General features: G+C 48.3%; 11 protein-coding genes and 1 pseudogene. 6 read left to right on the top strand and 6 right to left on the bottom strand.

Annotated features, from left to right (window positions below):
- Positions 1–157: 157 nt before the first annotated feature.
- A complete protein-coding gene (gene hutC / locus CZ787_RS00375) occupies positions 158–874 on the bottom strand; it encodes a histidine utilization repressor (RefSeq protein ID WP_087105353.1) in 717 nt (238 codons plus the stop codon).
- A gap of 294 nt (positions 875–1,168) precedes the next feature.
- Between hutC and CZ787_RS00365 the strand changes: the two are divergent.
- A pseudogene (locus CZ787_RS00365) lies at positions 1,169–2,019 on the top strand (IS1595 family transposase).
- 99 nt (positions 2,020–2,118) lie between these two features.
- On the opposite strand, the gene CZ787_RS00360 reads toward CZ787_RS00365, so the two are convergent.
- The gene (locus CZ787_RS00360; protein WP_087105350.1) at positions 2,119–2,337 is read right to left on the bottom strand and encodes a hypothetical protein; all 219 of its coding nucleotides are present in this window, start codon (positions 2,335–2,337) and stop codon (positions 2,119–2,121) included.
- Between the two features lie 107 nt (positions 2,338–2,444).
- On the opposite strand from CZ787_RS00360, the gene CZ787_RS00355 reads away from it, so the two are divergent.
- The 5 genes from CZ787_RS00355 to CZ787_RS00335 are packed head-to-tail and all read left to right on the top strand — an operon-like array spanning position 2,445 to position 9,854.
- The gene (locus tag CZ787_RS00355; protein ID WP_087105349.1) at positions 2,445–3,068 is read left to right on the top strand and encodes a restriction endonuclease subunit S; all 624 of its coding nucleotides are present in this window, start codon (positions 2,445–2,447) and stop codon (positions 3,066–3,068) included.
- Position 3,069: 1 nt separating this feature from the next.
- Complete coding sequence (locus tag CZ787_RS00350; protein ID WP_087105348.1) at positions 3,070–4,587, top strand: type I restriction-modification system subunit M; 1,518 nt, start codon at positions 3,070–3,072, stop codon at positions 4,585–4,587.
- The gene (locus tag CZ787_RS00345) at positions 4,577–5,800 is read left to right on the top strand and encodes a restriction endonuclease subunit S (protein ID WP_087105347.1); all 1,224 of its coding nucleotides are present in this window, start codon (positions 4,577–4,579) and stop codon (positions 5,798–5,800) included. Before CZ787_RS00350 ends, CZ787_RS00345 begins: the two co-directional genes overlap by 11 nt.
- Entirely contained in the window at positions 5,797–9,075 is a 3,279-nt protein-coding gene (locus CZ787_RS00340; protein WP_087105346.1) for a type I restriction endonuclease subunit R, read from the top strand. Before CZ787_RS00345 ends, CZ787_RS00340 begins: the two co-directional genes overlap by 4 nt.
- Positions 9,075–9,854 (top strand): M48 family metallopeptidase, encoded by a 780-nt coding sequence (locus CZ787_RS00335; protein ID WP_087105345.1) that lies wholly within the window; start codon positions 9,075–9,077, stop codon positions 9,852–9,854. The genes CZ787_RS00340 and CZ787_RS00335 overlap by 1 nt, the downstream gene beginning before the upstream one ends.
- A gap of 173 nt (positions 9,855–10,027) precedes the next feature.
- On the opposite strand, the gene CZ787_RS00330 is transcribed toward CZ787_RS00335, so the two are convergent.
- From CZ787_RS00330 to CZ787_RS00315, 4 genes are read right to left on the bottom strand one after another with little or no spacing between them, the layout of a single operon-like run.
- The gene (locus CZ787_RS00330; protein WP_087105344.1) at positions 10,028–10,438 is read right to left on the bottom strand and encodes a hypothetical protein; all 411 of its coding nucleotides are present in this window, start codon (positions 10,436–10,438) and stop codon (positions 10,028–10,030) included.
- Positions 10,435–12,474 (bottom strand): hypothetical protein, encoded by a 2,040-nt coding sequence (locus CZ787_RS00325; protein WP_087105343.1) that lies wholly within the window; start codon positions 12,472–12,474, stop codon positions 10,435–10,437. Before CZ787_RS00325 ends, CZ787_RS00330 begins: the two co-directional genes overlap by 4 nt.
- Positions 12,471–14,432, bottom strand: coding sequence for a hypothetical protein (locus CZ787_RS00320; RefSeq protein ID WP_087105342.1), 1,962 nt, complete (start codon positions 14,430–14,432; stop codon positions 12,471–12,473). The genes CZ787_RS00325 and CZ787_RS00320 overlap by 4 nt, the downstream gene beginning before the upstream one ends.
- On the bottom strand, positions 14,429–15,901 hold the full coding sequence (locus CZ787_RS00315) for a site-specific integrase (protein ID WP_087105341.1): 1,473 nt from the start codon (positions 15,899–15,901) through the stop codon (positions 14,429–14,431). The genes CZ787_RS00320 and CZ787_RS00315 overlap by 4 nt, the downstream gene beginning before the upstream one ends.
- Positions 15,902–15,905 lie beyond the last annotated feature (4 nt).

The raw sequence follows: 15,905 nt of genomic DNA, 5'->3' as shown, positions 1-15,905 counted from the left end.
CCTTACTGCTCTTCTCAGCCACGATCCTCTGCATCCTTCCCACCACCATTCTGCTAATGGTGGGACGTATGCTGGTAGGGTGTTTATCCGCGTGGCTCTGCGCATGCCGCAGGCGGTACCTACCGGCTGTTTGCGTCTATAGTGCCTGGGGTATCACTCATTTCGGCCCACGATGCATCGAGGAGCGTAGCTTATAGCGCTCCCCTGGATGGAGAAGCCGAGCATAGCTGATTAGTTGTTCACCCGACCAGGTGCGCCTAATCATGCTCAGGCATGGGCTAGCTGTATCAATGGCTAGCCACTCGGCAGCCTCGTGATCTGGTAAAACCGCCTCGACGATGTGCTCTACATCCGTGATGGGGAAGGAGGCCACAAGCACCTCATTGGGCGTGTGGCGGGAGAAGTCGGTGTCGAGATAATCCGGAACCCAGCGTGGATTGACGAAACGACTCTCGAGCTGGATTGGCAAATCGTTCTCGAGGTGAAGGATCTGGGTATGGAAGACCCGGCTGCCTAATCGCACCCCGAGACGCAGAGCCACCTCGTCATCGGCCTCGATCGCTTCGCAGGTCAGCACCTTGTTGCCATAATAATGCCCCCTAGACCGAACCTCTTCGGCGATGTTGTAGACCTCGACCAGTGACGACTCCGCCTTGCGGTCGGTGACGAAGGTACCAAGCCCTGGCTGGCGGGTCAGATATCCTTTCTGAACCAGATCGCGGATCGCCTTGTTGGCGGTCATCCGGCTGACCTGAAAATCACGAGCCAGCTGCTCCTCTGGGGGAATCTGGTGATGTGAGGACCACTCACCACTACTGATCTTATCCAGCAAGTGCTGCTGTATCTGCTGATAGAGAGGCGGCGTGCTAGCCATGGAGCATCCTTGGGATAGGGTAATGTATATACAATTACAGTATACATAACACAGAGAGACTGTCCATATCCTGTTTATCAGTAGTGACCACATCTACAACTTCTATGGCAGTCTTTTTTCTAGCTCGCTGTATTGCTGTACCTTTTTTCATTGCGCTGGGGGCATATGGCTATGTTGGTATCTGCTGTTGGCATGCTTTAAAAACACTGTTTATCCAGTTTAAATCTGGAGCACGCCATGAAAAAAACAGACCTCAAAGCCCAATAGAAGTCACTAGCTAGCCTCCCTACCCATATCAAGAAATACCTGACAGATCAGAATCTTGGGCAAATCAACTCCTAAGCGAATACCCTGCTCGACATTACGAGACCTCACCTTCCCTGTCCGCACTGTGGCGCTGAACACCCTGCCAAGCGGGGACGCAGCGGTGACCTGCAGCGGTATCGCTGCAGGAATCCCGATTGTCACAAGACGTTCAATGCCTTCACCGGCACGCCCTTGGCCAAACTGCAGCACCGCGACAAGTGGTTCAACTACCTCTGCATGCGAGACAGTCTGACGTTACGCGTCTCGGCGGCCCGAGTGGACATCGATTTGAAGACGGCCTTCCGCTGGCGACATCGCTTCCTGAAAACGAGCGCTCAAGACAACGCCAACCCACTATCCGGCATCATCGAGGTCGACGAAACCTTCCTCTTGGAGTCCTGCAAAGGAAAGCGTCATGTCACGCACCGCAAGCCTCGAAAGCGCGGCGGGCAAGACAATATAAAGAAAAAAAGATTCAAGTACTTATTGCGCGAAATCGGAGCGGAAAGATCAGTGACTTGGTGGATCCAGCGCTCAAGAAAGCCACGATTCATGAATTCCTGGCACCGATCATCGAGCGTGACTCGATTTTATGCTCTGACGGACACAGCTGGTATCAAACCTTCTCCCGCGACTACGGGGTTGCCCATCATCGACTGATAGCATTCGATAATCAACGAGCGCTCGGCAAGGAATACCACATTCAGAACGTGAACAGTTACATGAGCCGGCTGAAGGGCTGGATGGCGCGCATTCATGGGATGGGGACTGCGTACTTACCAAATTACCTAGCATGGCAGCAGTTGTTTGAAACCGCGAAGCCAGCAGAGGAATCGTAGTTTCGCGCAGCGATAGGCGCAGACCAACAACAGATTCCAGCATAGCCGATTATATATAGTATACCGAGAGGCTCCGCATCAACATGCTATTAGGAGGGTTTACCGCTCGCTTTTATCTTCCCCAAGCTCCTTTAAGCTCGGTATCGCAAGCTCATCAGCATGGGCGGTCTCGGGCGTTAGCCCATCAAGCAGCACCGCTTCCCAGTCCTGCGCACCAACCGGTTCAAACGGCTGATCGTAGCGTTGCACTGAGCCATTGAGCTTTTGCAGCGGGTTAAGCTGTGGGTGCTCCTCTGGTTTTTGCTCTTCACCTGACATCACGGCCTCCTCAAGAGATATGGCTATTATTTCCAAAAATGCATCTTGCCACATGATGCAAATATGATTAGAGTTAAGTCAACCTAATCACCACATTGTCACTGCACATGAATCATCAGCCCAAACAAACGTGTTTGCTAAAGAGTATTGCCGCTATTCAGCCTGGCTATCCCTTTCGTGGAAAGCTAGAGCTGGACAGCCAAGGCGATGCTTTTGTTGTGCAGTACCGCCACATTATCGTGGGTGAAACCCTTCATGACCAACAAGGTAAAACGCTAGATCGGGTGACGTTGCCGGGCCGGAAACGCCCAGAATATCTCCGTTCTGGCGACCTCCTGTTTATGGCTAAGGGCACGCGCAACGATGCGACAGTGGTTCGGGAGCTTCCACACAATACCGTCTGCACGCCAAATTTCTACCACATTCGGCTAATCCCGGATGCATTCAACCTGATGCCCGAGTTTCTAGCCTGGCAGCTCAACCATCTTGATGCCCAGCGCTATTTCGCCATGTGCTCGCAGGGTTCGGCGGCTCCCAGCATCACCAAGTCACAGCTAGGCAACCTGCCTATTGTGGTGCCGCCTATTCAGCAGCAGGCGCTGATGGTCAAACTGGCCGATGCCGCCACCCGCGAACAACAGCTTTTTAACCAGTTAATCGAAAATCGCCAGCGCATGATTGATGCAGCTGGCTATCAACTACTTCGTCCTGATACGACGACTGGGAAATGATATGAATAATGATTCCGTTAAGCAGGAACAGATCAACAAGGCGGTCTGGAATGCCTGCGACACCTTCCGGGGCACGGTAGACCCCAGTATCTACAAAGATTACGTACTGACCATGCTGTTCGTGAAGTACCTATCAGACGTGTATCAGGATCACTACAACAACTACGTGGCCGAATACGGCGATACCCCGGAACTAATCGAAGAGCTGATGAAAAATGAGCGCTTCGTGCTGCCTAAGAATTCCGGCTTCTACGCCCTGCATGACCAGCGGCATGAACCAGGCAACGGCGAGCGTATCGACAAGGCTCTGCACGCTATTGAAGAGGCCAACATCGTTAAGCTAGCCGATGTGTTCCAAGACATCAGCTTCAACTCCAATAAGTTGGGCGATGAGAAGCAGAAAAACGAGCTTCTGCGCCACATCTTGGAAGACTTTGCCCGCCCGGAGCTCAATCTGAGCCCGAGCCGTATTGGTAAGCTGGATGTGATCGGCAATGCCTACGAATACCTGATCAAAAACTTCGCAGCCACCTCCGGCAAGAAGGCTGGTGAGTTCTACACCCCGCCAGAAGTCTCCGAGCTGATGGCTGAAATCGTCGAGCCGAAGAAAGGCGATGAGATTTGCGATCCGGCCTGTGGTTCCGCCTCGCTATTGTTGAAGTGCGCTAATCAGATCCGCAAAGGGGACGATGGCTCCAAGAATTTTGCACTGTTCGGTCAGGAAGCCATTGGCAGCACCTGGGCCCTGGCGAAGATGAACATGTTTCTGCACGGCATCGATAACCATAAGCTGGAATGGGGCGATACCATCCGCAACCCCAAGCTGCTGGATGAAAACGGTGGCCTGAAGCACTTCGATATCGTGGTGGCCAATCCGCCGTTTTCGTTGGAAAAGTGGGGTGTTGAGGGCGCCGAGAGCGATCCCTATGCCCGTTTCCGTCGTGGCTTGCCGCCCAAGACCAAGGGTGATTACGCCTTCATCTTGCACATGATCGAGACGATGAAACCAAAGACCGGCCGAATGGCGGTGGTCGTACCCCACGGCGTTCTGTTCCGTGGCTCTAGCGAAGGCAGAATTCGCCAGAAGCTGATTGAAGAAAACCTGCTAGATGCCGTCATCGGCCTGCCCGAGAAGTTGTTCTACGGCACCGGTATTCCGGCAGCGGTTCTGGTGTTTCGCAAGGACAAGACCGACAACAACGTGCTGTTCATCGACGCCAGCCGCGAGTTCAAGGCCGGCAAGAACCAGAACCAGCTCTCCGACGACAACATCGCCAAGGTGGTTGACACCTACAAACAGCGCGACACCCGAGACAAATATTCCTACGTGGCCAGCATGGAGGAAATTCAGGAAAACGACTTCAATCTCAACATCCCCCGCTATGTGGACACCTTCGAGGAAGAGGACGAAATCGACCTGATGGCCGTGCAAGCGGAGCGAAAGGACATTGAAGCCGAGATTGAGAAGCTGAACGAGCAGATGGATGGTTATTTGAAGGAGTTGGGTTATGGTGCCTGAGGGTTGGAAAAAAGCGCCTGTCGGGACGATTTGCCAGTCTATTGTACCTGGCAGAAATAAGCCCAAATCTTTTGATGGCGACATTCCATGGGTCACAACACCAGAAATTTCTGGTCGATATATTCCATCGTATCTACAGAAAAACTATGTAACCAAATCAGCTTTAGCCGAGTGTGGTGGCAAAATTGTCCCAAGCGGCGCAGTCATTATGGCAGCTGTTGGTGAACTTGGGCTTGTTGCGATTTCTACAGAAGATGTTGTTCTCAATCAACAACTCCATGCGTTCGTATGTTCTGATTCAGTTCAGAATGAATACCTCGCATACGCACTTAGCGCTCAGAAGTATTACATGGAGTCAGTGGCATCCAAAACTACTATTCCATATCTGAACAAAGCAAACTGTGAGAGCATTCCCGTTCCTTTGCCTCCCCTTCCCGAACAAAAAAAGATCGCCCAGATCCTCTCCACCTGGGATCAGGCTATCACCGCCACCGAGCGCCTGCTTGAGAACAGTCAGCAGCGGAAGAAAGGATTGATGCAGCAGTTGATGACAGGGAAGAAGCGGTTGCCGGGGTTTGAGGGGGAGTGGGAAGAAGTCCCCCTATCCGAGCTTGCAGATTATGTTAAGGGCTACACCTATAAATCTGACGAATATTCAGAAATACCAACCAGCACTGGATTCCTGACCCTAAAATCACTGCTCCGAGGTGGGGGGTACAGCAAAGGAGGCCTCAAATATCTCACGACCGAAATCGAGGACAAGTTTTTGGTTAAGGAAGGAGATATTGTCTTTGCTGTAACAGACATTACAAGAGGAGCCGAAATAGTTGGTGCTCCTCTTCTTGTACCAAATCTTAGGCTTCCGCAAGTAGCCATATCAATGGATATGGTGAAATTGTTGGTTAAGCCAAGTGTAGCTCCTAAGTTTCTATATTTTGCACTCAAACGCTCAACGGCAAGAAACTTTATGCGTTCACGTGCGAGCGGCTCTACAGTGCTTCACCTCGATGTAAAGGGTTCTAAAAAACTCAGGCTCCCTATTCCGAGAGACGCCAACGAGCAAGAAGCTATTTCGGATGTTATGACGATAGCGGATCAGGAAATTGAGGCTATTGCACAAAGGCTTATTTTGTTGAAAGAAGAAAAGAAAGCCCTAATGCAGCAACTCTTGACCGGTAAGCGCCGGGGGAAAGTGGACACGGAGGCTGCATGAACACCACTCCTCAAGGGAACGAGCAGCATGCTAGCCACATTCCCGCCCTGGCCACATTGATCAACCTGGGCTGGATGTTTCTGCCCGCCACCGAGTGTCAGGCGCTTCGGGCCAGCCAGCGGGATGTGGTGATGAAGCCGGTGTTAGAGCGTGTATTACGCCAGCGCCGATTCGAGTTTAAGGGCGAATCATACCCTCTGTCTGACCAGGCGATTGATCAAGTTATCAGAGAGATCACGACGCCCTCCATGGCTCAAGGGTTGATGGACGCCAACCAGTCCGTGTACGACATGTTGACGCTGGGCATTACCGTGACCGAGTTCGTGGGCGGCAAGAAAGCCCAGCCAACGGTTCACTTGATCGATTGGGAGCACCTGGATAACAACGAATTCCACGTCACCGAAGAGATGGAGGTGCTTTCCACACAGGGTACTCACACCCGCAGGCCCGATGTGGTGGCGTTCGTTAACGGTATTCCTTTGGCGGTGATAGAGGCAAAACGAGCCGCCTCCGGCAACCCCAACAAGAACATGGTGGAGGAAGGCATCAGCCAGAACCTCCGCAACCAGAAAAACGATGAAATCCCTTACCTGTACGCGTTCGCCCAGTTGCTGCTCGCCATCAGCAGTAACGATGGCCGATACGGTACGACCCACACCCCGGCTAAGTTCTGGTCGACGTGGCAAGATGAAGCGTTCGACGATCAATACGTTCAGGGCATCAAGAACCAGCCCTTGTCTTCATCGGTTAAGGACGCGCTGTTCCAGGGCAAGCCCCTGAAGATTCGGGCTTACTTTGAACAGCTATGGTCAAAACACGTCACGCCGACCGAACAAGATCGGCTTTTAGTAGGTTTGCTGGATAGGCACCGGTTTCTGGAGTTTCTACGATTATTCATCCTGTTCGACCGCAAAGTAGGCAAGATTGCGGCCCGTTACCCCCAGGCGTTCGGCATCAAGGCATTGCTGGAACGCATCTCCGGCTTTAAGGCCAGCGGTGAGCGCCGGGGCGGCGTGCTGTGGCACACCACCGGCTCCGGCAAATCCTTCACCATGGTCTACCTATGTCGTGCACTACTGCTTAGTGACGCGCTAAAGAATTGCCGAGTCATCGTCGTCACGGATCGGGTAGATCTTGAGAAGCAGCTCTCCAAGACCTTCCTAACCGGTGGAGCTTTTGGCAGTGATATCGCCGGTAAGAAAAGCGGTGACTCCCTTGCCAAAACGCGTTCTGGCAAGGAGCTGGCCAAGCGTATAGGCCAAGGCAATGAGCGGATTATGTTCACCATCATTAACAAATTCGCCTCCGCTGCTAAGCAGCCAGAATGCTATAACCCCTCGGAAAACATCATCGTCATTGTGGATGAAGGCCACCGCAGCCAGGGGGGTGAAAACCACCAACGGATGCGGCAAGCCCTGCCCAATGCCTCATTCATTGCCTTTACCGGCACGCCGCTACTGAAAAACGAGAAAAGCGAAACCGCCGAGAAGTTCGGGGCCATCATTCACGCCTACACCATGAAGCGGGCGGTGGAAGACGGCACCATTACGCCGCTGCTGTACGAAGAGAGAAAGCCGCTGCTCGATGTGAACCAAAAGGCGGTTGATAGCTGGTTTGATAAGGTGACCGCCGCACTGTCAGACGACCAGAAAGCCGATCTCAAACGCAAGTACGCCAAGCAAGGCCAGATTTATACCGCGCAGGATCGCATCAAGCTCAACGCGTTTGATATCAGCGTGCATTTCAGCGAAAACTTCAAAAAGGCGGGGCTGGAACTCAAAGGTCAATTGGCCACGGACAGTAAGCTCAGCGCGATTCGCTATAAACAGGAACTCGATAGCGCAGGTATGGTGACCAGTGCCATTGTGATTTCTCCGCCGGATACCCGCGAAGGCCATACCGATGTGGATGAAACCAACCTGCCGTTAGTGCAAGCGTGGTGGAAGCAGAACGTTACGGGCGACCCCCAGGACTACGAGAAAGCCACGATAGAGGACTTCGGCACCGATGGCCCACCGGATATCCTGATCGTTGTTGATAAGCTCCTGACAGGCTTTGATGAGCCTCGTAACACCGTTCTCTACATCGACAAGCAGCTGAAAGGCCACAACCTGATCCAGGCCATTGCTCGCGTCAACCGGCTGCATCCTCAGAAGCCCTTTGGTTACCTGATTGATTACCGAGGCATCCTCAGAGAGTTGGATACCGCCATTAAGGATTACCAGAACTTTGAGGAACAGACTCAGGGGGGCTTTGCCATTGAGGATATTGAAGGTCTGTATGCCAACGTCGACACCGAGTACAAGAAGCTGCCAAGGTTGCACGACCGGCTTCTAAGCTTCTTCGGGCATATTGATAACCGCCTAGACCCTGAACCCTATCGTCAGGTGTTCATGCCTCACTATGAAGCCGATGAGGACGGTGTCGAGGTGGATGTTCGTCAGGCACTGCGGGAGGATTTCTATGAGGCTGTCACTCACTTCGGGATGTGTTTGAAAACGGCGCTGTCCACACAAAGCTTCTTTGATGACAAGGCGTTCACCGAGGCGGATATCCGTCGGTACAAATCCGACTTGAAGTGGTTTTCAGACCTGCGTAAGACCGTGCGGATGGATGCCCAGGAAACCGTCGATTACTCCGCCTATGAAGGGCAGATTCGAGACCTGATTGATCGTTATGTCACCGGTGTCCATGTTGCCCCCGGCGATGAGCCCGTGCTTATCGACCCCGTAGAGAGCAACCCGGATAACTGGAGCGACGAGAAGACCAAAAACGAAACCGACAAGATCAAGACGCGTACCAAGAAGACCATCGAGGAGAAGCTAGGCGACGACCCCTACGCCAAGAAAGTGTTCTCAGCGCTGCTGAAGGAAGCCATCGAAAAAGCCGAATCCATGTTCGACTATAAGGCGCAGTTCAAGCTGTTCAGCGACCTGGAAGCTAAGGTTGAAGAGCGAGAAGTGCCTGACCTACCGCTAGAGGCATTTAGCGGAAACAAGCATGCCCAGGCCTACTACGGCACGTTTAAGCTAGTGCTAGGTGATGACTTCGCTGTGTTGGAAAAAGACAAAGGCGAGGAATTGATCGAAGAAGCCTTTGAGATCGACACGGTGGTTAATCGCGCCGTGGCAGAAAACTCACTGAACCCCGTGGGCATTGAGCAGGATGTACGGAAACATTTGCTCCCACAGCTGTTCTCACTGGTAGGCTTGAATAAAGCCAAAGCGATCCTGGATGAAGTGGTTCAGATTCTGCGTAACGGAGTAGCAAAGTGATGACCGCTGTGGATGCCCCCCAGGACGAACAACCACACGTGTATCAAACGCGATACGGTGAGCGAACATTCAGCTACCACCTGTGCTATCTGCCCGAACATAAAAAAGCCACGATACGGGTGCATGTTCACCCCAACGGCATGGTGCAGGTAGACGCGCCCGAATCGGCACAGCTGCCCGAAATAAAAGCAGCGGTGCAGCGCCGGGCGAGATGGATACTCAAGCATCTGGAGGACATTGAAGAACGCAACCGCTACGTGCAACCAAGAGCGTGGGTAAGCGGCGAAAGCATGCTCTATCTAGGGCGCAGGTACGTACTCAAGGTAATCGATGACCCAAGCCAGCGGAAAGTCACCTGTAAGCTCATAGGCGGCCAGCTGCGGGTACAAGGTAAAGCCCTGAGCACTGAGCGTATACAAAAGGCAGTACGCCAGTGGTACCGCGACAGAGCGGTGGATGTGTTTCAGCGCCGCCTGAATATGATGATTGAGGCGTTGCCATGGGCAAAAACGACTCCCGATTGGCGCATGATCGAAATGCAAACCCAATGGGGCAGCTGCTCGCCCGAAGGCGCAGTGCTACTAAATCCGCATTTGATCAAAGCCAACTCGCGTGCCATCGACTACGTGCTGCTTCATGAGCTTTGCCACTTGGTAGAACACAACCACAGCCCGCGCTTCTACGCGCTGCTGGATAGGTTTATGCCGGAGTGGCGTTCGGTGAAGGAGCAGTTAGATGGGCAGGCGGAGGTGATTTTAGCAAGAACTAAATCTTGCTGATGACGGTGATTTAGCTTGTACAGTCCTGAGGTAAAGTTTAATGAGCCAGGTGACTATTTGAAATGACTTTAAGTGCTCGTTTCCAACCAACACTTAAACTTTGTTAGCTGTAAAGTTAAGGCTGACCACAGAGGAATTCAAATATAAATAAAAACTATAAATAGGCTAGAAAATTAATGCCCTTCAAAGTGCTTTGGTTGATATTGTTTTAGCTCATCTTCCAGCTCTTTTATTCTCTCGACCAAAACAAGATTCTGAATTAAAACTTTGTCTAATACTCTCTGAATGTCAGTAACTTCCGATCGAGACACCTGAGCCTTCGCATCAGCCCTCCGAAGCCTGTTACGCAGAGAATCTTCAGACTGAGCGTGCTCTTCTCTTCTGGCCTCGATACGAGCAATTAGAGGACGATGAGACACTCGGCCTTTCTTAAGGTATCCCCTATCAAATCCTGCTTCAACACTAACCACACCAGCAGTTATCTTTGAATCATCGATACCCACATGAGCAGCTACAACTGGTTCCCCAGCAATCAAGCGCTCAAAGGCATCCTCACACGCCGCTATCCCCGAACCTCTCTTCATTCCAAGACCTCATGAATTATGATATTTTTGTCTTGATACTTCTTTAATCGGTCTAACTCAGCATTCACAACTTGATACTCTCCACTGTCCGTATCGTAGTTGGATAGCTCGCTTTCAGTCTTTTGAATTTCGGTAGCCACCTTATCAGGATGTATGACCGAACCGGGACAGGACAAACATTCAAATAGTTCACCCAGTATATATGAATCGCAAGGCTCAACTTTAGTACAACCGCCTAATAGAGTTACCTTATAAGATATGGAACCTTCGCGCACCAGCCTTTCAGTTTCCTTACGAGTCAAAATGCTTACTCCCTCATTGGCAGCAAGGCGTTGCTTTTCCATATAAGACCCAGTCCCTCCGAAAAGGCGACTTTCTGAACCAAGAACATCTACCAATATCTGGTGTGCCTTATTAATTGGAACCCCCGTTTGAAACTCATTAGCAAAATGATCTGATGGAAGTACAAAGTCGTCCATCTCCTCATCATAAAAGCCAAACACTGAAGCAATATTTTGAAAACCGCGCTGGTAATACTTAGCCATTTCTCTCGTTGTATGCTTATACTGAGTTTGAAGGGTTGGCAAAGAAACAAAACCGCTATTACTTGCATAAAATGACAGTGATCGACGATACTGGTGTGACGTAAGGGGCCATTCTGTTCCTATCGAAAAAGCCGCTTCAGACATAAAGTCTCGTTCTGGATCTCCAGCGACAAGCTCATCTAAGTCTTTCCTGGATATTATTATCTTTGGTCTAACTCCTTCCACAGTCTTCTTATTAAATGGTATTACTTCTCTTGCACTCTTAAGAGTAAGAAAGTTAGGGTTTAGGAAAAGGGGGGTAGACTCAACATTGCGCCCCAAAACATGAGCCAATCCTACGACAATAGCCTCCGCCATACGAACAGCCTGAACTACCGGCTCGCCTGCCAACCAAGCACATTCAGACCTAAACCCAGTAAATTTTGTCGTTGTTGATATAATCGAAACAACCTTATTTTTCGCGCCCGGCGCCTCGCTTCCCGAAGGAACATTCACATTTTCTAAACACCCATAGTGAAGACGAATAGCCTCTCCAAACCTCATGCCAGTATATAATTGAACGATATTAAGAACAACATATTGCATTTTTGTTAACGCGGAGACAAATTGAATCCTATTAGCTGCAGAAAGTGGACCGTCAAATAAATCATTTAGCCCATGTGCCAAAATACCCTCCTTTACATCTGGACGAAAATCCTTCTTTGACACCCCTCTAATCGTTTTCTGCTTTTTATGTGAGTATCCGTACACAGGGTCTTTAAAATTTTTAATAAAAGCAGTAAGCTCACTCTCTTTTCCCGCAATATGCTCCATTAAAGAATGCCAATAGTTAACAATCTCTAAGTATATTCGCGAAGGTATTACTGGATGTTGATTGTGCGAACGATCAGGCTTTATATCTATCTCAGAACAAACTTTAAATCCCAATTTTGCAACTTCCAACTGCTGAAGTCTACCAAGTATTGCTGCGGTACTCTTCAAGTACATTGCGCTCTTAGAAATACTTCTAATGAATAAAGCCAAGTATGATGGATTCCCATACAGATCTTTTAGCGTCGCCCCATCTGAAAACTGGTTGTCGTTCAATGTAGCGCAAAACTTAGCAGCCTTAACTATCGAATTATAAAACGATTGCACGGTTGTAGCCGAAATTCTCCCCAATCGACCGCCGCTGGTAAAATATATCAGACAAAATAAAATTCTCTTCGCTTCCGATCGCATAATTTGGATCTGAGCGTGAGACCCTTCAGAAATATTGTTGAAATTAACAAAATGGGAACGAGTAATACTCAAAGCATAGGGATCGAAATCCCAAACATTCTCACCATATATCGCTGTAGCCTTTCCCGAAGAGTCCCTGCAAAGAACAAAATCAGGAGGTGGATCTCTAAAATCATGAACAATATCAGGTGGAACCCTCCCCACTTCGGAGTGCCTACCTAAATCATATTCTTCATAGATTGAAGAAGCGTATATATTATTATCTCTCATAGAATAATTCCAACAGCCTCATAACGCTGCATTCTTTTTTCCCAAAATGGAGTAAGAATGCCAAGTGAAAAAACGCGCTTCTTCATAGTATGGACGAGATCGAGGTTTAGGTTTGAAGACTCAGCTATAGCGTTAACAACTTCATCAATGCGATCCATTAGCCCAGATAGAAGATCATCTGCATGTTTAACGTCTTCTGCCTGTTCAATAATCTCGCCAATCACATATTTATAGCTAAGCAACTTATGTAAATCCTCTTCATCGGCATGACACACATAATGCTCACAAAATAAGCACCCGGACTGTTTTTCGCAATTTGGATTAATAGGGGGATATTCTACGACAGGCTCTGGAGAACCGAATAAATTGCAATGACCTGACGTAGTTTTTTGATCGGATGATTCATTCCCTATTTCTTGTATCTTAATTTTATCAGCAGCTTTTCGAATTGAGGCCCAGTATTTTCCTAGCTCTCTCTCCGCCTGCCCTGGATACGGCTCCGCATAATGCGATAAGTTTGTTGATGGCTTATGCCCCATAACGCCAGCCACAATAGACGGCGAGGTTTGCAGTTCATGGAGTATTGCCGATTTATACTTTCTAGAAAGCCCAGTTGTAATATTCTTAAAGCCTGGAGGCAAGTATATTCCGGATAATGTCTTAGAGCAAAACCGTGACTGCAGCCCTGTAGGCATTTTTTTAAAGTCACGCTTTGGTGAGTAGTTAGCCCCTACAACATAAAGAAAAAGCCACTTACATTCCTGACCATTAAGCATCCACGCTCTAAAACTAAGATATTTTTTAAGCAAGAAAAGCCCCTGCTCACGACCGATTGGCAGCCGAATATTCTTACCATTTGCTCGAAACTTAATACTACTCAAGCTTTTTTTAAATGGCGACTTAACTACCTCAAGGGCAGAGTCATATTCGAGATTACGAAACACATCTTCGTTAGCCCCGGTCAAAACAAAAAACACGCACGCCCATGCTTTCATAGCTGTAGCGCCGCATTCAATCCTTGCTCCACACCTAGAATTACTATTACTTTCATTTAAGAAAACCTGGGCTTTATTGAGAGTACGCAGCGCTTCAAATTTCTTCCCCTGGTAATTTTCCATGTACTCAGGAAACGTAGCTACTCTACCCTCGATAAAATTATAGGTTTTAGCTTCATTGCTCGTATATGGAGTTTTAACGCCTCGCTGGTGAACCGGAAACCTATACGTCGAGTAATTCATGAATTCTAAAAGAAAGGGAAAAGGCTTTTCATTCAAAAGGTTATCTGAAAGACTTAAAGCAAGGGTTTTCACAACGTCAAAATACTGCACAACCGCCTCTTTTTTTGGCGCTTGAACTGAGCTTGAGGCTGCCCGAAGAGGAGTAATTCCGCTCGTTATTGCAATTTCATCGGCCTTTCCAAAACGTAGCTCCAACAAACGCCACATTGCGTGCTGCCGTGGAAGTAGCGTGTAAGGCTTATACTTGCCAGCGTGAATTGCAGCAAAGAGGCTATCAATAAAAAGAATATAAGCTACTCTTGCGGCTTCCTTACTCGTAAGAAAATCGCTGTGTCCACTCAAGTCACACCAATCAAATACCGCCGACACTTGAACATGTAGTGCTTTGATTGTGTTCTCTCTTGATCCATTTACTAAAAAAAGATCGACCAAACCAGCTATAACAGTACGCCGCTCAGTTCGCAGAGAGCTTAAATCTACATGGTCGGAGCGTCCTATAATTTTATTACGTTCTCTAGTGTTGCAAAATAATCTTTCTCGTCTCTCGTAGCAAAGCGCCCCGAAATCTAAAGGCGTAAGCCTAATATCATCTGCAAGCTTTATTCTTAGGCGTTCAGGTCTAAGAAGCTCAACATCCAACTCTCGAACCGTAAAGATATCTGTTGGTCTTTCGACGAGTTTCTTCAATGCATCAGGGTTTTTTCGCTCGACATTAATCAAAGAAAACCCCTATGATCAAACATCTTGCGATTCAAAATCACACTCTCGAATTTTTCTTGTGCGTCAAGTACTTCATTTATGTTGCTAAAAAGCTTTAGATACTCCTCTGTTGTTGCTCGGTCATTGTGGTGAAGCCTCCGTTGAATCAATGATATTTCTTCACCAATTTTAATATAGCCTGCCTCAACTAGCGGCTGCAACCAGAGGTAGTACATGTAAGCGTAAGTTGCCCTCAACCAATGGAACGTAAAATTTTTAGGAAAGTCATCCTCTACAAATTTAAAGAGCTTTGCTCTAAGTGTACCAGTTACCTGACCAGTAGGAGGAGCTTTAGCCTTGGGATATCTTGGATCATCCTTAGCCATGTAGTAACAATTTCCTTGATCTGAAAGAAATAAATAAATATCTTCATCTTTTATCATCTCCATATTGGGGTAATTAGAAGCAAAGACATGTTTAAATTTCTCCCTTCTAGCACGAGCAACATCTGAATTGGCATACACAAACATCTCATGAGCTAACTGTTGTGGAAAATACAGAGTTTGTTTTTTGCCAAACTTAGTGTCTATGCTCGTTCCAGCTCCGGCGTGTACTGTATAGGTTCCATCATTATTAAGATTTTCTTTAACAAAGGAGGCAAGGTGCTTCATCCTAAGTGTTAAAACTGACTGCTTTCTAGCACCTGTGAACATACTGGAAAGGCAAATCAAGCGTTCCAGTGGCGCCCAAGACGACCCGTTAATGACTTTCAAAAATTCTTCTCGATGCTTTTTGCTAAGAGGGCGCAAATCTTCGCCGTTCTCACGAACATAACCAATTTCTGGGCCATCAGACTTAATCATAGGCCTACGAAGCTGGCGTACTTTCACTTCTTTTGTAAAACTTCCTGTTTTACCCTCTAAAAACAGTCTTACAGTTTTTACTGAATCAACACGTTCTAAATCAATCACATGCCAGTTTTTTGCCACATACTCATAGAAACTATAAACTGCACCTGTAAACTGACTGATAACCCCATTACTCAAACCGCTATCATGAATAAGATAATGGTAGAATCTATAAGTAGGCCGCGTTGAGGGACGTCTACCTGAAAAATTCAACCAATCGATATTCCTTTCCTCGCAAAACATTTTATAGCTTAGCAATCTACTAGCTTTACGATGAAGGTCATCAGTAGGCCTGGCCATAGGGTTGGTGTTATATCTAACTTGTTCTACAAAAAATGCATTTGCTTCCCACCAAGGATTTCCATCCTCTAGCAACAAAAATGGCATGTTGTAAATTTCTGACCGAAGTGACTGGTAATGGGTTTCTGGTTTGGTATAGAAATAACATGGCGGGTCCGATGCTTCTAAATGTGTTTTTGAATAATCTTTATCAAGTTTGGAGGCCGATACAAAGTCGAACAGCCCCTGGCAAAGCTCGATATTCAATATTCGTTTATTTTTCTCAAGAATAACATCAGCCATACTA

The sequence above is a fragment of the Halomonas citrativorans genome, assembly GCF_900163645.1.
In the GTDB taxonomy this organism is placed as follows: domain Bacteria; phylum Pseudomonadota; class Gammaproteobacteria; order Pseudomonadales; family Halomonadaceae; genus Vreelandella; species Vreelandella citrativorans.
This window is presented reverse-complemented; position numbering and strand designations above follow the sequence as displayed.